Consider the following 19,150-nt stretch of genomic DNA (forward strand, 5'->3'; position numbering starts at 1 on the left):
TTTATTTGTACGAGTTAGCCTGCTGTTAACAGCAGGCTAGGGGATCTCTGTTACCTAAAATTATAAAGGGAATAATAATGAAACATAATAAAATCATTACCGCATTGGGATTATGGGCTGTCAGTGCAACTTGTGCCTACGCCACCACGGTGGGCTTTTCACAGGTTGGCTCCGAGAGTGGTTGGCGCACCAGCTTTAGCGAAGCGGTCAAGGCCGAAGCTAAACAGCGTGGCATCGATTTAAAATTTGCCGACGCTCAGCAAAAACAAGAGAACCAAATCAAAGCCGTGCGTAGCTTTATCGCCCAAGGCGTGGATGCCATTATTATCGCGCCCGTGGTAGAAACAGGCTGGAAACCCGTACTGAAAGAAGCCAAGCGCGCCAAAATCCCAGTCGTGATTGTCGACCGTAATATCAAGGTCGATGATGACTCCTTATTCCTTACCCGTATCGCCTCCGACTTTAGCGAAGAAGGCCGCAAGATTGGCCAATGGCTAATGGATAAAACCCAAGGCAACTGCGATATCGCCGAGTTACAGGGCACGGTAGGTGCAACCGCAGCGATTGATCGCGCCGCCGGTTTTAACCAAGTGATAGCCAATTATCCCAATGCCAAGATTGTTCGTAGCCAAACAGGCGAATTTACCCGTGCTAAGGGTAAAGAAGTGATGGAAGGTTTCCTCAAGGCACAAAACGGTCAGCCACTGTGCGCCGTGTGGTCGCATAACGATGAAATGGCCCTTGGCGCTGTACAAGCCATTAAAGAAGCGGGTTTAAAACCGGGCACAGATATTCTGATTGTCTCCGTGGACGGCGTTCCCGATTACTTTAAGGCGATGGCCGATGGCGATGTCAATGCCACGGTTGAGCTGAGCCCATACTTAGGCGGCCCAGCGTTTGATGCTATCGATGCGTACCTGAAGGGCAATAAGGATCAAGCCAAGCTTATCAGCACCACGGGTGATGTATTTACCCAAGAAACCGCTGCCGCAGAGTACGAAAAGCGCCGCCAGCAATAATCCCATTGACGCTTTCTTGGGGAATAGCGCTATGAGCCTTATTTTAGAACTCAAGCAGATCAGTAAGCATTATCCGGGCGTCAAAGCCCTTGAGGATGTGAGCTTACGGTTATTTGCAGGGGAAGTTCACGCCCTATTGGGCGAAAACGGTGCGGGTAAATCGACGCTGGTGAAAGTGATGACAGGCGCCCAGTCGAAAGACATGGGCGACATCCTCTTTCTAGGCGAGCCGCAACACTTCAACACGCCGATGGATGCGCAAAAGGCGGGGATCAGCACGGTTTATCAGGAGGTGAACTTAGTACCTAACCTGACCGTGGCCCAAAACCTGTTCCTCGGTTACGAACCGCGCCGCCTTGGGCTGATCCATTTTAAAAAAATGTATGCCGACGCGCGGGCCGTGTTAACCCAGTTCAAGTTGGATATCGATGTTAGCGCGCCGCTGTCGGATTATTCCATCGCGGTGCAGCAACTGATCGCCATCGCCCGCGGTGTTGCCATGTCGGCCAAGGTATTAGTGCTCGATGAGCCTACCGCGAGCTTAGATGCCAAAGAAGTGCAAGTGCTGTTTGGGATCTTAAACCAGCTCAAAGCCAAGGGCGTGGCTATCGTGTTTATCACTCACTTCCTCGATCAGGTTTATCAGATAAGCGATCGCATTACCGTGTTACGTAACGGGCAGTTTATCGGCGAATATCTGACGGCAGAACTGCCACAACCTAAGTTGATTGAAGCCATGCTCGGCCGGTATCTGCAGGAGCAATTGGTCGATAAACAGGAAAAGGAGCGCACCATCACCCGCGCTGAGGCCGTGCTCTTGTCCCTCGAAGATGTGTCGGTGAAAGGTTCAATCCAATCGATGAATCTCACCGTGCCAAAGGGGCAGGCGGTTGGGCTTGCGGGACTGCTAGGTTCGGGGCGCAGCGAAGTCTGCAACGCCGTGTTTGGGCTGGACTTAGTCGATAGCGGCAGTATCCATTTGGCTGGGCAGAAACTGAATCTGTCACAACCCGTGGATGCGATCAGCGCCGGGATCGCCCTGTGCCCCGAAGATCGCAAGATTGACGGCATCATCGGCCCTCTATCGATTCGTGAAAACATCATACTCGCGTTGCAGGCGCGTATCGGGTGGTGGCGGTATTTATCCAACACGCGGCAGCAGGAAATTGCCCAGTTCTTTATCGATAAATTACAGATTGCGACCCCAGATGCGGATAAACCCATAGAGCAATTGAGTGGCGGTAATCAGCAGAAGGTAATTCTCGCGCGTTGGTTAGCCATCGAACCCATCCTGCTCGTGCTGGATGAGCCAACCCGCGGCATCGATATTGGTGCCCACGCCGAAATCGTCAAGCTTATCAGAACCCTGTGTGATGAAGGCATGTCGCTACTGGTTGCATCGTCTGAGCTCGATGAGCTCGTGGCCTTTTCAAATAAAGTCGTGGTATTACGCGACAGATATGCAGTACGTGAACTTTCAGGAGCGGAATTAACCTCGCAACACGTAATGCAAGCGATTGCGGAGGGATAAATGAAAAGCTCAGCCGAAACCCTATCATCCACACGCATGTCCGCCGAGTTGATATCCCCCCAGATGAACGAATCTGAGGCGCACTCATCTGAGCGGCAACCGCGGATGCAGGAAAGCCACAAGACCATGGTTCAAGAAAAAAACGCCCGTTACCAAGCGGGTAAGTCGACCTCCATAGGTCGATACCTCTGGCCACTATTGGCCTTAAGTATTCTGTTACTGGCCAATCTGTTTATTGACAGCAATTTCTTCAATATCAGCTATCAAGACGACAGGCTCTATGGCTCCTTGATTGATATCCTAAATCGCAGTGCACCCGTGGCGCTGCTCTCCATTGGTATGAGTCTCGTGATTGCCACTGGCGGAATTGACCTGTCGGTTGGTGCTGTGATGGCGATTGCGGGCGCGGTTTGCGCGAATCTACTGTTAGTGCCGGATATCAGCTTAGTCACCGTTATCGCAGCAGGCCTTATCGTCGGGCTCTTAGCCGGCTGTATTAATGGCGGTCTGGTGAGCTTCTTAGGTATTCAACCAATTGTCGCGACCTTGCTGCTCATGGTGGCAGGGCGCGGTGTCGCTCAGCTTATCAACCAAGGACAAATTATCACCTTTCAGCACCCAGGCTTTGCCGCCATTGGGGTGGGTCAGTTTTTAGGCCTGCCGATGCCAGTGTGGATTGTGATTGGGATGCTAACCTTCAGCCAATTACTGCTGCGTAAAACCGCTTTAGGGCTTTTTATCGAAGCGGTTGGCTGTAATGCCAAGGCGAGTCGTTACCTTGGGATCAACGATAAATCCATCAAACTGTTCGCCTATGGCATTGCGGGTTTGTGCGCGGCGTTGGCTGGCATGATCAGCACCGCCGATATCCAAGGTTCAGATGCGAATAACGCTGGGCTTTGGCTTGAGCTGGATGCCGTGCTCGCAGTAGTCATTGGCGGCGCTGCGCTCACGGGCGGGCGTTTCTCGTTAATTCTGTCGGTCGTCGGCGCGCTGATCATCCAGACCTTAGCGACCACGATTATTGTCAGTGGTTTACCCGCTAAGTTTAACTTGCTGATCAAGGCCATCGTTATCCTGACCGTGCTGCTGTTGCAATCGGCTAAATTTAGGCGCCAATTGTCGGCGCTGTTCACATCCAAGCGCCAAACGGATGCCAAACCAGCAGAAAAGGGCACAAGTGCAAAAGCCAGTACAGCAACAGGAGAAAAACTATGATAGCAAGACGTTTTATCCCGCTGTGGATCACCGCCTCATTGCTGCTGACCATGTTTCTGGTTGGCACCTTTCAGTTTGACGGTTTTGCCAGTGGCCGAGTAGTCACCAACCTGTTGCGTGACAATGCATTCCTATTGATCACCGCATTAGGCATGACCTTAGTGATTATCTCTGGGGGGATAGATCTTTCGGTTGGCGCCGTCATCGCCTTAAGCGGGGTCGTCACCAGTTTATTGATCACCGAGTACCAGTGGCATCCATTGTTGGCCTTTGCGGTTATCTTACCCCTAGGCACTCTGTTTGGCGCACTCATGGGCACTATTATCCATGTGTATAAATTGCAGCCTTTTATCGTGACGCTTGCGGGCATGTTCCTAGCGCGGGGCTTAGCGACGACGCTCAGCGAAGAGTCGATTGCCATTGACCATCCATTTTACGATGCGGTGGCCGAAATGAGCATTGCACTACCAGGCAATGGCGCGCTCGATTTAAGCTCGCTGATCTTTATCCTGTTTTTTGTGATTATCGCCGTGGTTATGCATTACACCCGTTTTGGTACGAATGTGTATGCCATTGGTGGCAATCAACATTCCGCCGAACTAATGGGGATTTCCATCGCGAAAACCACCATCAGTATTTACGCCATCAGCAGCTTTCTGGCGACACTGGCGGGCATTGTCTTTACCTTTTACACCTTCTCTGGCTATGCACTTGGCGCCATTGGCGTCGAACTGGATGCCATTGCGGCCGTGGTCATTGGCGGCACCTTGTTAACTGGCGGCAGTGGTTTTGTGCTCGGCACTGTGCTTGGGGTGATTTTGATGGGGGTGATCCAAACCTATATCACCTTCGATGGTAGCTTAAGCAGTTGGTGGACCAAGATAGTCATTGGCCTGTTACTGTTCTTCTTCATCCTGTTACAGAAACTCTTAAATGGACGCAAAGCACAACATGGATAATCGTCAATCTAACGTATCTGTCTTTAGGCGCTTTCCTTTGGTCTCTGGCTTACTCGCCGCATTGGCGCTGCCATTAGCGCAAGCCGTGCCTGTGCTCGAAATTAGCCGCGCACAACCCCACAGCGCCCCAGCGCACACCCTCGATGCGAATTCGCCCTTTATTGAGAGAAGGGCGGATCCTTGGATTATTCGTGACGATGACGGCAGTTACTACTTTATTGCCTCAGTGCCAGAGTTTGACCGCATCGAACTTCGCCACGCGAAAACTATCGACGGTTTACGCCAAGCAACGCCCAAAACCCTATGGCACAAGCATGAAACCGGCCCCATGAGTATCGATATTTGGGCACCTGAGCTGCACAAAATCGATGGTCGCTGGTATATCTATTTTGCGGCCAGCAATAAGGATGTGCGTTTTCATAACCGCATGTTTGTCTTAGGACTCGAGGGCGACTCGCCGATGACGGGCCAATGGCAAGAACTTGGCAAGTTACAATCGGCGCAGGATGCTTTCTCCCTCGATGCGACCAGCTTTAGCCTCAAGGGCGAGCGTTATTTTATTTGGGCGCAGCAGGACAAAGCCAAGCGTTACAACACCGGCTTAGTGATTGCCAAAATGCTATCGCCAACTCAACTCTCTGATAACGAAACCATTATCAGCGAGCCCTTATTGGATTGGGAACGTTTAGGCTTTAAAGTCAACGAAGGCGCCGCTGTGTTGGTTAAAAACGGTAAAGTCTTTGTAACCTATTCTGCCAGCGCCACGGATGACCGTTATGCCATGGGGCTGTTATGGGCCGATGAAAATGCCGATTTACTCGATCCCAAGAGTTGGCATAAATCGGCAAGCCCAGTCTTTACCACTGAGCCGAGCTTGAATCGTTTTGGTCCTGGCCATAATAGTTTTGTGCTGGCAGAGGATGGTAAAACCGAGCTGATGTTTTACCATGCACGTAATTACCTTGAGCTGCAGGGGACACCATTGACCGACGGTAATAGACACACTTACTACCGTGCCATTCGCTGGTCGGCGGACGGTTTTCCCGTATTTGATAATCAGCAGAGCGATAGCCAAACCCTGCATCGGCAAGACACGCAAGCCCGCTAACAAGCGAAATGCGTTTAATAGACACGAAAAATAGCACACTTAAGTAATCGAAATAGACAGGTTTTCCATGATAAGAGCAACAAACAGCCCCCTAGTCGAGCAACGCGCCGATCCCTTTGTGTACCGACATAGCGACGGTTATTACTACTTTACGGGCTCTGTTCCGACCTACGATCGGATCGAACTGCGTAAATCCAAGACCTTAGATGGCTTGAAAGACGCCCAAACCTTCGACATCTGGTTTAAACACCCAAGCGGCCCGATGAGCCGCCACGTATGGGCGCCCGAGATCCATTATCTCGACGGCAAATGGTACATCTACTTTGCGGCCAGCGAAGAGGAAAATATTTGGGCCCTGCGCCCCTATGTGCTTGAGTGCCAAGGGCAAGATCCCTTGAATGATGAATGGATTGAACTTGGTATGATGCAGGCGGCCGATGGTGATAATAAGTCATTTATCGACTTTTCCTTAGATGCGACCATTTTCGAAAACAACGGTAAGCGTTACTTCTGCTGGGCGGAGAAAACCGGTGGACAATTTGCGGCATCCAACCTGTATCTTGCGGAAATGGCATCGCCCATCAAGTTAAAGACGGCGCAATTTATGCTCACCACCCCAGATTACGATTGGGAGCGCGTCGATTTTTGGGTTAACGAAGGGCCTGCAGTGCTAAAACACCAGGGTAAAATCTTCATTACTTTCTCGGCCAGTGCGACAGGTGCTTGTTATTGCATGGGTTATATGGAGGCCGATGAGCATGCTGATCTGCTCGATCGTAACTCTTGGAAGAAAACCCGCCAGCCAGTGCTGTGCACTGATGTCGACAAGCAAATCTTCGGCCCAGGCCATAACAGTTTCACCGTGGCAGAAGATGGCGTAACGCCCATCTGTGTTTACCATGCCCGTGATTATGAACATGCGGTGGGCGATCCTAGCGTGGTGCCAAAGACAGATACCCGTCCATTAGCGCAAATTATTAAAGATCCACTCTATGATCCCAATCGCCATGCGCGAACGTTAGCGGTGTCATTTGATGAGAGCGGGCGACCCTTGTTTAACCTCTACTAATTCATTTACCGCCACAAATGATTCTACAGAGGAAGGCCTAACGGCCGTCGCAGTGAAATATCGATCATCGCGGGGCATTCTTTAGCAGCCCCGCTTTTTTATGCCCGATTGAAGCGTTATTGCTTAGGTAAAGCGCTATTGTTTAGGCTCGCACGCACAACAAGCTATTCCGGTAGCTATTTCAATCACTTAACTGATTCAACCTTTGAGCCTAATGATGCTATATTGCCGCCCGAGCATTCACATGGAGAGCAGAAGTACTGCCAGCGTGTGAAAGTGAATGTCAGTGATGATGATTTTGCCAAGATCGAGGAGTAGGAATATGGCGATAAACAAGGAGAGGCTGAGTGCGAATATTGAAGCAAGAATGGAAGAGCTTGCTCAGGAACTCACTCTGGCGCTTGCGGAATATTACGATTGGTGGCTGTCAGAATATCCAGCGGAAACTGTTTACGGTTTTTGCCTATACAGCTCGCCCTTAGTGGAATATTTAGGTGTCACCCTTTTCACCGAGGAAGGCCTGACGGCCGTCGCACAGAAATATCAAAACGATAAAAGTTTTCGGCATAAATCCCTCACACAACTTAAGCAAACGCTGCGCTGGTCAGCCTGCGACTCTCCACATCACGATGAAAATGAAGATATTTTTGAGGCGATTAACGACAAACTGCAATTGCTGCACGAAGACGCTGAGGCGCTCGAATCCGAAGCGGCATTCGATGCTTACCTTAAAGCCTTGTACGCCATATTAGTCAGGGCGCTCAATGAGGTTAAAGCCATGCGCGGGCTAAACCCGCAGGCAATATTGTTCACCGTCTGGTTTGGCGATCAAAGCGATGAAGATATCGAATATTTTGTTCGAAGTTGCAACGATGAAGATAAGGTCGCACAGTTTTATCAGCAATGGCGATAGATATTGCCTACAAAAATTTTCAACTCAATTGACTTATTTCGTCTATTACCAACAACATCCCACTCAATATTGACTGAAATGGTGACTGATATATTGACGGCTAGTGACTGTAATTTACGGCGAATCGCATAGGGCCACCAGCAAACATTAGGTAGTGCCAAGCGCAGAATCTATGGGTAAGTGGATAAAAACAAGGGAAAGCGTTTCACTTTCCCTTATCTGAATCAGTGTTTTAAGCCCGAGTAACTACATGCGCTCGGGATGCTCGCTTACTGAGTCGAGGTTGGCTCACTTTTTAGCAGCCGCACCTCATATAAACCGCCGGCAATCGAGCCCGGTTTTGCCACAAATTTCACCCTGAAGGGCACTGTGCTATCCAACAGCATGTCGGCGGGAATAGGGTAATCGACGCTGTAAAATATCGGCCCCTTATCGGCAGGCAGAGTGACCTCGGCAAGGCGTTTATCGTTAATCAAAATGTCGAAACGTCGCCCAGCATCCAAGCCAAAGTAAGTTAAGCGCAATATGGGTCGCGGTTCACCTTTAGCATCGAGTTGATAGCTAAACCAATCCTGGGCATGGCGCCAATGGCGATTACCATTAAGGCCCGCTTCACTCTTTGATGCCTTAAAGAAATGATCCGACTCAGGTTGCTGCTCACCTGGCTGCACACTATCTAAGGTTTGCGCCATCAGCTTGGCTTCCATTTGGGCTTTTTGAGCTAGCTTTTGCTGTTTCTGTTGCCATTCATCGGGCGCACTCTGGCCAAAATACAAGGTATAACGGCTGTCATGCAGGCGGAAGAAGGGGATCAGCGTGATGGGGCTCGCTTGATTTGTACGGGCTTTCCCCGTGGTAAATTGCAACTGACTCATGGGCTCACGGCGAATATCGGTTAAAAAGCGGGTGCCGTCGCTGATAAAAATCGGCGCCTGACTGGGTTCGCACATAGGGCCGCTGGCAATATGCCCCATGCGACTGGCATCGCCGATAAAGTTTAAGGCTTCGTTAGCAATAGGCGCCGTTTTTGTCGCTAACACAATTGGCCCATAAAGCACTGAGTAATAGGCGGTTTTATCTGGCAGCTGCTCAAGGCTAATGTCCATAGGTAAGGTGATGGTCACGCTATCGCCCTTGCGCCAGTGCCGCGTTAAGGGAATATATTGCCCTTGAGTCGGTTTAAACCTTTGCGGCTCGCCATTAATACTCACGGTCACGTCACCCTTAGCCCATGTGGGATAGCGCAGATTGAGGGTAAAGTCCGCCTCCTGATGGATAATCATCTGCGAAGTATTGTCATCGGGGAACTGAGTTTTTTGGCTAAGGCTGATGCCTTTGGCTTTCCAGTGGACCTCAGAATCAACAAACAGGTTCACAAACAGATTGTCGTCCTCCTCGGCATAGATGAGCTCGCCGTATTTAGCATGGTTTTCGATGCCTGAGCCGACACAACACCACATACTTTCCTGCGCCGAGGAATAGACGCGGTAATGGTCTGGGCGCATTGGCGTAAAATACACTAGGCCGCCAGTTTGCGGATGCTGGGACGAGAGGATATGGTTGTAGAGTGCACGCTCGTAGTAATCGATATAGCGTAAATCACGTTTGTTTTCATACAGTAATTTTGACAGCTTCAACATGTTGTAGGTATTGCAAGTCTCAGGCCCTTCTACCGAATCGAGCATACTGCTGAAGTCTTCACTGGGATGAAAATGCTCACGCACACTGTTGCCACCGATGGATACGGTGCGCTGGTGAACCACTTGCTGCCAAAAATAATCGGCGCTTTCTAACCATTCCTTGTTATGACTCAGCTCGGCAATACGTGCCACACCGACAATTTTAGGAATTTGTGTATTGGCATGTAGGCCCGTCAGTTTATCTTGATGCTGCAACAGCGGTTGTAACAGGCTCTGATCCGTATAGCGATTCGCAAGATTTAAGTATTTGTTTTGACCTGTAATGCTGTACACATCCGCTAAGGTTTCATTTAAGCCACCGTATTCGGTGCGCAGCATGAGCTGCAGCTGCTCATCACTTAGATTGCGACTTAAATCCAGCATCCAATCGGCAAAACCGACGAGCATTTTCTTCGCCGTGGGATTTTGAGTGTAAAGATAGGCATCCCGCAGGCCCGCGAATACCTTATGCACGTTATACCAAGGCACCCATGATTGGTTGAGCGTAAACAGATCCGCTTCGATATGGCCAGCGGCGACCTGCTGCCATAGTTTGTCTCCATGGGGGACACCACCCACATAACCATTGCCATGGGCCTGTTGGCACTTTTCCAACTCGGCCACCACGTAGTTGAGTCGCTCAAGCACCGCCTGATCGCCCGTGGCGGCATACATTAGGGCCAATGCCGATAGATAATGGCCACCGATATGGCCATCGAGGCCCGTATTTTCCCAATTGGGGTAGTTGTCGGCCGTAGTCGCAATTCCCGCTGCCTTACGGTAAGGGGCCAGTAGTCGCTCGGGATCCATCGACATAATGTAAGCCAAATCGGTCTGCTGGGCATGCAGAAACGGCCCGGCGGTTAGGCGCACATCGTTTAGCGGAATGGGGGTAAGGCTAGCAAAGCTTGGCTGGGATACGAATGGGCAAGTTAATGGCAATAACAGGCAAAGGCCAAACAATCGGGCAGTGTTCATCTTGGCTCCCTTTATTATGCGGATTGGAGTTTTACGTTTGGATTAACTCAGTTAAAGCGTGATAAAAAAGCCCCTGGGTAGGGGCTTATGGTGTTATCGCAGAAAGATTACGCCGACACTTGAGGCGCAGCAGTCTTAGGCGTTACTGTCTCTGCGGTTGCAGTGCTAGAGGCAAGAGCCTTAGACGTCAGGTTGGCATCTGTTTGGCTAACATGCGCCTGTTCGGGTAAGGCCTGCTTGATTTCTTCATAAACGCGATCAGAAATCTTGTATTTGAACATCAGTAAGCCCATCAGCGCGTGGAATGCGCCAGGGATCACCGTCAGCATTAACGAAATACCGGTCAACGCAAACTCGCTTTGGGTTTCACCGGGTTGATAGTTGAAGTATGTCAGCAGCATACCCACCACAAATCCTGCCGCGCCCATACCCGCTTTTTGGGCGAATGAGATCCCGCCAAAGGCAAGGCCAGAGACCCTGTGGCCCGTTTTGACTGTGCCATAATCCACCGACTCGGAAATCACCGACCAGAAGACCGGCGCATGTAAATCCACCACGAATGAAATCGCAAAGTAGAGTACGAAGGCCAGCACTATGTCGCCCGGCTGCACGGCAAAGAACATGATGGCGCTTAAGATCCCAACCACGATTTGGCTGTAGCGGAAGAGTTTTAGTTTGCAGTAACGCTTAGTGATCCAAGTTGAAGCGACCATCGCCAGAATGGCAGCGCCCACGCCGGTCGACAGGAATGCCGAGAGCATTTTGGCATCGCCGCCCAAGTAATAGGTGGCGTAGTAGGCTGCTACCGAGCCGCGGATCACATAGCCAATGGTGCCAATCACACAAATCGCGACTAACACTAACCATTGATCGTTTTTGAACAATAATCGCAGTTGCATGCCAACAGGCTTAGTTTCCACCTTGTAGGCCACGCGCTCTGTGGTAGTGAAAAAACAGAATAAAAACAGTAAGGTAGCCATCAGCGCCATCACGCCCATGGCTTTTTGATAGCCCGCGGCAATGTTCTCTCCGCCCCAGGCAGACGCCAACATAGGCACGATAATGGTCACTAAAAAGGCGGCAATCTTTGCGAAGAACAAACGATAACCGTTGGCGGATAACCGCTCTTTTGGATCGTCGGTGATCACGCTGATAATCGAAATATACGGAATAGTCACAGTGGTGAAGATGATAGTGACCAGAATATAGGTCGAGTAGGCCCAGATAAGTTTGGCATTGTAATCCCAATCCGGGGTTGAGAAGGTTAAGAACACCGAAATACCAAAGGGAATCGCCATAAACAGGAAGTAGGGGCGATATCTTCCCCAGCGGGTCGTCACTTTATCGTTAATAATGCCCATTAAAGGATCGGTAATGGCATCGATAAGACGAACCAGCAGGAACAATATCCCGACATCGGCGGGTTTTAACCCAAAAATATCGGTATAAAAGAAGGTAATAATTAACATCATTGACGAAATCACCACGTTAACGGCCATGTCCCCGGAGCCGTAACCGATCTTTTCAATGACTGACAATTTATGAGAACTCATCAGAAATCCTTATTATATTTATTATAAACAGTGAGTTATTGTGTTACTTTGCGATTTAACGCCTCCGCAATGTTAACACATTTTTCTCCTGTTAATTTTTTTGCATTTGATTGTTACTTCCTTGTCCTGATAGTATGATAACTTAATTCATCATACAATAGCATAATAACTATTTTGTTATATGGGATGGGGTTCATAAGGAGAATTGATGCCAGCTATGAGAGTCACACCGAAAACAGCCCTAAAACGTCACCTTAAAATGCTTAATTGTGCGCTGCTAGGCGTATTGGGCACCCTAGGCCAAGTGAGTGCCAAACAGGTGAGTATTCACGATCCTGTGATGGCAAAAGAGGCCGGACAGTATTACCTCTTCAGCACAGGTCCCGGTATTACCTATTATTCCTCAAAGGATAAAATCCATTGGGCATTGGCTGGGCGGGTATTTGAAACCGAGCCTAGCTGGGCGAAGGCGGTTGCACCAGAGTTTAACGGCCATTTGTGGGCGCCGGATATCATTGAGCATAACGGCTTGTTTTATCTGTATTACTCAGTATCGGCCTTTGGTAAAAACACCTCGGCCATTGGCGTGACAGTCAATAAAACCCTCGACAAAAACTCAAAGGACTATCAGTGGACAGATAAGGGGATCGTTATTCAATCTGTGCCAAATCGCGATGCATGGAACGCGATTGATCCCAATATTATTGTCGATGAACAGGGTACGCCTTGGATGAGTTTTGGTTCCTTCTGGCAAGGATTAAAACTGGTCAAGCTCAATCCAGACTTTATCTCCATCGCCAAACCAGAGGAGTGGCACACGCTAGCCAAGTTAGAACGCCCCGCACTGCTTGGTGAAACAGAGCCAGGTCCTGCTGAAATCGAAGCGCCTTTTATCTATAAAAAAGATGACTATTACTATCTTTTTGTCTCCTATGGCCTTTGCTGTCGTGGGGACGACAGCACTTACCACTTAGCCGTGGGCCGCGCCAAAACGGTGACCGGGCCTTACCTCGATAAAGCGGGCAAAGACATGGCGCAAGGCGGCGGTTCGGTTTTACTGCATGGCACAAAGGCTTGGCCGGGATTGGGCCATAACAGTGTTTATGCCTTCGATGGCAAAGATTACTTAGTCTTTCATGCCTACGAATCCGCCGATAATGGCTTACAAAAACTCAAGATGGCGGAACTCAGCTGGCGCCAAGGTTGGCCAGAGGTCGATCCTAAGGCGCTCAATCAATACCAGAGCGTATTAGTTACACCCGAAGGAACAAAACAATAATGACTCACACAATCAACAAACGAATGGCTACGCTTGCGCTGGCCATGGGACTTAGTGCGACCTGCTTGGGGGCAGGTAACCTACATGCCGCAGAGAGTGCGAAGGGCGCGGATGAAAACCGCATTACCGCAGCGACCTTTGCCAATCCGTTATTTCGAAATGGAGCCGATCCTTGGCTCGAATACCACAATGGTAACTATTATCTCACCACCACCACGTGGACCTCTGAGCTGGTGATGCGTAAATCGCCCACCATTGCAGGGCTTGCCGATGCGCCAGCCCACAATATTTGGAGTGGCACAGATAAATCCAACTGCTGTAACTTTTGGGCGTTCGAATTCCACCCTCTGCAAACTGCGCAGGGATTACGTTGGTATGTGATTTACACCTCGGGCGTGGCAGAAAACTTCGATGGCCAGCGTAACCATATCCTCGAGAGTGAAGGCAGTGACCCTATGGGGCCATACAAGTTTAAGGGCACGCCAATGCCCGACCACTGGAATATCGACGGCAGCTATTTGGAGTATAAAGGCCAGTTATATTTCCTCTGGTCCGAATGGCATGGCCAAGATCAAGTTAACTTGATTGCCAAGATGAGCAACCCTTGGACCGTCGAGGGCGAACATAAGGTGATCACAGCGCCCCTTCACGACTGGGAAAAATCAGGCTTAAACGTCAACGAAGGCCCTGAAATCATCCAGCATGAGGGCAGAACCTTCTTAGTTCACTCGGCAAGCTTTTGTAATACTGAGGATTATTCCTTAGCCGTGGTTGAACTCACCGGTGACGATCCTATGGATCCCGCTGCATGGACTAAGTACGACAAACCTTTCTTTAGCAAAGCCAATGGCGTCTATGGCCCTGGCCACCATGGTTTCTTCAAGTCTCCCGATGGGAAAGAAGATTGGCTCATTTACCATGGCAACTCCTCAGCCTCCGACGGCTGTAGCGGCACCCGTGCGGCACGTGCTCAACCCTTTACATGGGATAACAAAGGCTTGCCTAAATTTGGCGAACCGATGGCGGATAAAAAACAACTGCCTGTCCCAAGTGGCGAGTTTGGTCCGATAACCACCCAAGTGGAAGGCGTGAAATACCGCATCGTGAGCCGTGAGGTGGGTCAATGCCTAGTGACCAATGCCAAGGGGCAGGTCAGTGTCGGTAAGTGCGAAGATGACAGCAGCCAATGGGTAATTGACCCGAGTAACGATGGTCTATACCGCTTTGCTAATGTGGGTCAGGGAACCTTTTTAACCCAGGCTCAGTGCCAAGATGAGTCTTCAACGGCACTGAATACTGCGCCTTGGGTCGCCTCCCGTTGTCAGCGTTGGTCGGTGGATTCGACCCGTGAAGGCTGGTTCCGTTTCGCAAACGATCGCTCCACCGGCAATCTGCAGGTGAAAAACTGCAGTAAAAAGGCTGGCGCCGAGGTGATTGCCGGGGAAAACCGTGTCAGTGAATGCACCGATTGGCGGATTGAGCCAGTCTCAACATTTGCCATAGTCAACGCCCATAGCGGCCGAGTGGTCAGCGCCGAACAATGTCAGCTTAAACCTAATGCCAATGTGGCTCAGTTTGAATACACCGGCGATGCCTGTCAGCAGTGGCAAGCCATGCCGACAACCGATGGATTTTACCGTCTACAATCCATCCAACGTTCAAACAACAAGGCGCAACAATGCCTTGTGACCAACGAAGGTAATCTGGAGCTAGGGGTTTGTACTGCAATCGACAGCGAGTTCCGTAGCGAGTTGATGCCTAATGGCTCATTAAGGCTAGTGTCCCGTAAGGGCGGTTCGTCGATGAAAGTGGCCAATGGCTCCTATGCCAATGGCGATAACATAGTGGAAGACGTGTGGAAAAACACCATTTCACAACAGTTCTATTTTAGAGAGGTGAAATAATTCCTCCCTCTAAATAACTGAGCATCACCACGGCGGTGGCTAAACGCGTGCTTGTAATGTCGTTTAAGTTGAGGTCGCTTAACGGCATCTTGGTTGAGCCTTGTTTGCTCGGCACCAGAGCAGTAGTTGTGCTTGCAACTGCTGCTCTTTTTTATTCAGGCTCTTTTATCCCATGGTTTTTATCCTACTAAGGCCTGCCACAATAAACGTATCGCCAGCAGTGTCAGCACCCAATTAAAGGCGACGCCAAAATGCTTATCCGTCACCCGCGCTAACATCTTAAAGCCAAGCCAGGTTCCCAAGGCGCCGCTTAAAATCATGCAAAGTAGCAGCGGCCACCACGGCAGGATAGGAATATCCAGCCCCTCAAAAACGATAATTTTGACGCCATGTTGCAGGGACATCGCCATCGCAAAGGTCGCGACTGTGCGAAAACGGTCAACCTCTAGTTGTTTGATAAAGGCCGCCACTAAGGGGCCTGTCGCGCCGACAAATAACGAAATAAAGGTTGTGACAGCACCAGCTATTATCGTTCCGACGGTTCCCTGCACCACACGGGGGATTTTCGGTCCCCAGCAGGAGTACAAAATAAACAGGGCGATGGTGAGGTACATGACTTTCGGCGGCAATGCGACTAACACTAAGCTCCCCAAGGCGGCGCCAACGAGCGCGCCGGGTAAGAAACGACTGATAAGCCACCACTGCACATGCTGCCAACCTAATAGTGCGCGACCCAAATTCGAGCCCAATTGCACCACGCCGTGGAGGGGAATAATCACTTGGGGCGGAAGAACTTGCGCCATCACGCCTAATAACATTACGCCACCACCAATCCCGAAGCATGCGGTAAAAAACGAAGTAAACGCCGCAGTAATAGTCAGCAGGGCAAAGATATCGATAGGGATCAGCGTAAAGTCGAACCAAGCGGTATGCATAGTCAATATTCGAGGGAGAGTGGGATCCTTAAACTAACAAAGCTTGCCCAGAGACAAAAGCAGTTTGATGGCCAGCAAGTACGTAAGCACGTCTAAGGCTTTTGCTATGCATTTAAATTAAATGCGTAAAAAAAAGCTAATCCACAGGATTAGCTTTTTCGGTTTACACAACAGTGGTCAATTAGAAGGAGTAACGAACGCCCAGAGCAAAGGTACGAGTGAAGATATTGTTCGTACGGTTGAATAGGGTCGAATCCTCATAGTATTCCTGATACACATCGTCCAGCAGGTTAGTCGCATCGAAGCTCACGACTAAGTCATCGCTGATGTTGTAGCTTAACTGGAAGTCTAATGACTGCTCAGGCTTACGATAGATACCGCGAGGCATGGCAAAGAACGCCGCATCATAGGAGTTTAAGAACTCACTACGCCAGGTATAAGACATACGCGCGCTGAAGAAATCCTTATCGTAAATCAACACAGCACTGTAAGACTCATCGGATACCCCAAACATATCGCGGGTCGTAAAGCCAATTTGCTCACCTGTAGCGCTATCGAACTCTGGAATATCCTGCGAGGAATCCAGCAGTGTCGCACTAAGCTGAGTACCGACACCGTCTAACCAGCTTGGTAAACCTTCAGGGAAGTACACAGCACCTAATTCAAAGCCCGTTAACTTACCGTTTGAGGTGTTACCAGGACGGTTAAGAATATAGGCTTCCTCGATACCATCACCATCGTAGTCATACAGGGTTCTGGTTAATGAACTGTAGACTAAACCTTCAATATCACGGCTGAAGTAAGTACCGTAAATCGAATTGCCATTACCAAAATAGTATTCGAGGGTAAAGTCATAGTTTTTAGAGGTGACAGGCTCTAAATCAGGGTTACCACCACTGGCCGAACCGAAACCTACTTGGGTCAAATCCGGTGTGTAGTAAGTGAAAGAGTTCAGATCCGCAAAGGCGGGTTGGCGAATGGTTTCGGTATAGGCGAAACGCGCAACAAAATCATCCATTAACCAATAACGCATCACAAAACTAGGCAACACTTTAGAAGTATCTGTGGTATCGCTGCTCACGGCGGTATAGACATTGTCGTTTTCATCTTTGGCTTTATTGTCAAAGAAGTCCATATCCGCTTTAGTGCCTTCGTAACGAACGCCCACTTGACCATCTAAACGCTTACCAAAGACTTCAGTATCAAAGTCAGCCATCAGGTAGCCAGCCCAAGCTTGTTCTGAGATATCGAAGGTTTTTTGCAGGACTAGGCTGCTTTGTTCAAAGCCCCAGAGAGATTCAAATTGACTGCGATTTTTATACAGGTTGTAACCGTTAATCACCGCCCATGAATCAGGCACATTAGCGCGGCCTTCAAAGAAGCCCGAAGTCACCATATACATTGAGGGATCAAGATCTGTGTAGGCGATATTTTTCGCGCCACTTGCCGTGCGATTCGAGTTAGTTGCGGTACGTTTTTCATAACGTGCGCCAAATTGCACTTTAGTGAAAATGGCATAATCCACATACAAACTGCCATCCATTGTCCAAGACAAGGAATCACCCTCATCTTTACTACCGTTGTCATAGAAATCGGCCGTTTCCCACAGGGCAGGATTAGTCATGTCTGACTCATCAAGTACGGTATCGGGATTATCTAAATAGTTCCAGCTAGGGATACCATCGTCGGCATTTGCATCAATCGCGACACCATAAACTGTTGTTTGCCCGCGCATTGCGGCAAATTCAGTCTCAAAGGTACTCTGTTGGTAAACCACTTCTGACTTTAATTGGAACTCATCGGTAATGTCCCATTTTCCCCCTAATGCGAAGACATAACTATCGGTACTGGCTTTGGAGTGATCGCCACTGCTGAAGTTGTAAGCATTGTATGCGGTGCGCGATTTCACCACATTGGTGCCATCGTACACTTCAATCCCATCCTGGATCACTTGTTGCCAATTCGCAGCAGAATCGACGGTACTGAACAGCATAGAGTTAAAGCTTTCATTGCGATAACCATTGTAGAAGGCTTCGAAGGTGTATTCAGAGCTATCATTTGGCGCCCATTGCAATGAGATATTAAACGCAGGACGTTCACGCTCGCCCTCGAGAATGTTGCCAAACATCGCATCGCGAGCCAGTAGATATTCTTTGCCATCGATGGTGGCGCCAGCGCTGGTATCGATACCATGGGCAGAACCCACGTTCCAACCACTGGTAATACGAGTACCATCTTCAACAAAGTAGGGGAAGGATGCACCAGGTGACACACTTTCATCTTTATAGTTAGTGCGGATATAAGACACGTTAACTAAGGCGCCCACTTCACCAATACTGGTATCCCAGCGATTGCTTGCTAATGCACTGAAGTTAGGATCGATAGTATCGGGTTGGTCTGAATAGATACCTTTAGCAGCAACTGAAACTTTACTGTCTTCAAAATCGAAAGGCTTATGGGTGCGGATATCAATTTGACCCGCGATACCGCTGGCCACTTGAGAAGAAGAACGGGTTTTAAAGACTTCAACACTGCCGAGCAGCGCTGCGGGAATATCGGCGATAGCAACTGAGCGGCCCGTTGCGGTGAAGATTTGGCGCCCGTTCACTGTGGTCGTCACATCCGTTAAACCACGAATACTCACCACATTCGCTTCACCAGACGCGCGGTCGGTCACTTGAACACCGGTTACCCGTTGTAAGGCTTCAACCACGTTATTATCTGGGAATTTGCCAATATCTTCGGCAACGATGGCATCGACAACTTGAATGTTTTGACGTTTAAGTTCTACCGCTTTATTTAAACTACCGCGGATCCCCTGAACCTGTATGATCTCCATCTCTTCATTATTATTTTGCGCTTTGCCGCCAGAAGAGGGCTGTGCCGTTTCTTCCGCCTGAGGCGATTGTGTCGCTTCAGCTTCTGCCGCATAGGTCGCTTGACTAGCAAGAGCAAGCAGAATAGCACTTGCCAAATAAGTCTGTTTAAACATCTAGTTAATCTCC

General features: G+C 49.5%; 13 protein-coding genes. 9 read left to right on the forward strand and 4 right to left on the reverse strand.

The genetic code is table 11. The features are described from left to right. Positions 1–77 precede the first annotated feature (77 nt). From K0H60_RS10465 to K0H60_RS10495, 7 genes are all read left to right on the forward strand, one after another. Positions 78–1,019: an ABC transporter substrate-binding protein gene (locus K0H60_RS10465; protein WP_220055667.1), complete on the forward strand. Its 942-nt coding sequence runs from the start codon at positions 78–80 to the stop codon at positions 1,017–1,019. Between the two features lie 31 nt (positions 1,020–1,050). After that, the gene (locus K0H60_RS10470; protein ID WP_220055668.1) at positions 1,051–2,550 is read left to right on the forward strand and encodes a sugar ABC transporter ATP-binding protein; all 1,500 of its coding nucleotides are present in this window, start codon (positions 1,051–1,053) and stop codon (positions 2,548–2,550) included. After that, positions 2,551–3,768 (forward strand): ABC transporter permease, encoded by a 1,218-nt coding sequence (locus K0H60_RS10475; protein ID WP_220055669.1) that lies wholly within the window; start codon positions 2,551–2,553, stop codon positions 3,766–3,768. It abuts the gene before it with no gap. Continuing rightward, positions 3,765–4,727: a galactofuranose ABC transporter, permease protein YjfF gene (gene yjfF / locus K0H60_RS10480; protein WP_220055670.1), complete on the forward strand. Its 963-nt coding sequence runs from the start codon at positions 3,765–3,767 to the stop codon at positions 4,725–4,727. Before K0H60_RS10475 ends, yjfF begins: the two co-directional genes overlap by 4 nt. Continuing rightward, positions 4,702–5,835, forward strand: a complete 1,134-nt coding sequence (locus K0H60_RS10485; RefSeq protein ID WP_220055671.1) for a glycoside hydrolase family 43 protein — start codon at positions 4,702–4,704, stop codon at positions 5,833–5,835. Before yjfF ends, K0H60_RS10485 begins: the two co-directional genes overlap by 26 nt. A 67-nt stretch (positions 5,836–5,902) precedes the next feature. After that, positions 5,903–6,904, forward strand: coding sequence for a family 43 glycosylhydrolase (locus K0H60_RS10490; protein WP_220055672.1), 1,002 nt, complete (start codon positions 5,903–5,905; stop codon positions 6,902–6,904). A 322-nt stretch (positions 6,905–7,226) separates the two neighbouring features. Next, complete coding sequence (locus K0H60_RS10495; protein WP_220055673.1) at positions 7,227–7,817, forward strand: DUF4303 domain-containing protein; 591 nt, start codon at positions 7,227–7,229, stop codon at positions 7,815–7,817. A gap of 269 nt (positions 7,818–8,086) precedes the next feature. On the opposite strand, the gene K0H60_RS10500 is transcribed toward K0H60_RS10495, so the two are convergent. Both K0H60_RS10500 and K0H60_RS10505 read right to left on the reverse strand, forming a co-directional pair. Further along, on the reverse strand, positions 8,087–10,474 hold the full coding sequence (locus K0H60_RS10500) for a glycoside hydrolase family 127 protein (protein WP_220055674.1): 2,388 nt from the start codon (positions 10,472–10,474) through the stop codon (positions 8,087–8,089). A 107-nt stretch (positions 10,475–10,581) separates the two neighbouring features. Beyond that, on the reverse strand, positions 10,582–12,027 hold the full coding sequence (locus K0H60_RS10505; protein ID WP_220055675.1) for an MFS transporter: 1,446 nt from the start codon (positions 12,025–12,027) through the stop codon (positions 10,582–10,584). Between the two features lie 208 nt (positions 12,028–12,235). On the opposite strand from K0H60_RS10505, the gene K0H60_RS10510 reads away from it, so the two are divergent. Both K0H60_RS10510 and K0H60_RS10515 read left to right on the forward strand, forming a co-directional pair. Beyond that, on the forward strand, positions 12,236–13,306 hold the full coding sequence (locus tag K0H60_RS10510; protein ID WP_220055676.1) for an arabinan endo-1,5-alpha-L-arabinosidase: 1,071 nt from the start codon (positions 12,236–12,238) through the stop codon (positions 13,304–13,306). After that, positions 13,306–15,210, forward strand: a complete 1,905-nt coding sequence (locus tag K0H60_RS10515; protein WP_220055677.1) for a family 43 glycosylhydrolase — start codon at positions 13,306–13,308, stop codon at positions 15,208–15,210. Before K0H60_RS10510 ends, K0H60_RS10515 begins: the two co-directional genes overlap by 1 nt. A gap of 179 nt (positions 15,211–15,389) precedes the next feature. On the opposite strand, the gene K0H60_RS10520 is transcribed toward K0H60_RS10515, so the two are convergent. Then, on the reverse strand, positions 15,390–16,145 hold the full coding sequence (locus tag K0H60_RS10520) for a sulfite exporter TauE/SafE family protein (RefSeq protein WP_220055678.1): 756 nt from the start codon (positions 16,143–16,145) through the stop codon (positions 15,390–15,392). Between the two features lie 181 nt (positions 16,146–16,326). After that, positions 16,327–19,137, reverse strand: a complete 2,811-nt coding sequence (locus K0H60_RS10525; protein ID WP_220055679.1) for a TonB-dependent receptor — start codon at positions 19,135–19,137, stop codon at positions 16,327–16,329. Positions 19,138–19,150 lie beyond the last annotated feature (13 nt).

Origin of the sequence: Shewanella mangrovisoli, from assembly GCF_019457635.1 — a bacterium.
In the GTDB taxonomy this organism is placed as follows: Bacteria; Pseudomonadota; Gammaproteobacteria; order Enterobacterales; family Shewanellaceae; genus Shewanella; species Shewanella mangrovisoli.

What these genes read in the sequence shown, in the direction of transcription:
- K0H60_RS10510 (WP_220055676.1), top strand. Translation starts at nt 12,236, where the DNA reads ATGCCAGCTATGAGAGTCACACCGAAAACAGCCCTAAAACGTCACCTT.
- K0H60_RS10505 (WP_220055675.1), bottom strand. Translation starts at nt 12,027, where the DNA reads ATGAGTTCTCATAAATTGTCAGTCATTGAAAAGATCGGTTACGGCTCC.
- K0H60_RS10520 (WP_220055678.1), bottom strand. Translation starts at nt 16,145, where the DNA reads ATGCATACCGCTTGGTTCGACTTTACGCTGATCCCTATCGATATCTTT.
- K0H60_RS10500 (WP_220055674.1), bottom strand. Translation starts at nt 10,474, where the DNA reads ATGAACACTGCCCGATTGTTTGGCCTTTGCCTGTTATTGCCATTAACT.
- K0H60_RS10495 (WP_220055673.1), top strand. Translation starts at nt 7,227, where the DNA reads ATGGCGATAAACAAGGAGAGGCTGAGTGCGAATATTGAAGCAAGAATG.
- K0H60_RS10485 (WP_220055671.1), top strand. Translation starts at nt 4,702, where the DNA reads ATGGACGCAAAGCACAACATGGATAATCGTCAATCTAACGTATCTGTC.
- yjfF (WP_220055670.1), top strand. Translation starts at nt 3,765, where the DNA reads ATGATAGCAAGACGTTTTATCCCGCTGTGGATCACCGCCTCATTGCTG.
- K0H60_RS10525 (WP_220055679.1), bottom strand. Translation starts at nt 19,137, where the DNA reads ATGTTTAAACAGACTTATTTGGCAAGTGCTATTCTGCTTGCTCTTGCT.
- K0H60_RS10465 (WP_220055667.1), top strand. Translation starts at nt 78, where the DNA reads ATGAAACATAATAAAATCATTACCGCATTGGGATTATGGGCTGTCAGT.
- K0H60_RS10475 (WP_220055669.1), top strand. Translation starts at nt 2,551, where the DNA reads ATGAAAAGCTCAGCCGAAACCCTATCATCCACACGCATGTCCGCCGAG.
- K0H60_RS10490 (WP_220055672.1), top strand. Translation starts at nt 5,903, where the DNA reads ATGATAAGAGCAACAAACAGCCCCCTAGTCGAGCAACGCGCCGATCCC.
- K0H60_RS10515 (WP_220055677.1), top strand. Translation starts at nt 13,306, where the DNA reads ATGACTCACACAATCAACAAACGAATGGCTACGCTTGCGCTGGCCATG.
- K0H60_RS10470 (WP_220055668.1), top strand. Translation starts at nt 1,051, where the DNA reads ATGAGCCTTATTTTAGAACTCAAGCAGATCAGTAAGCATTATCCGGGC.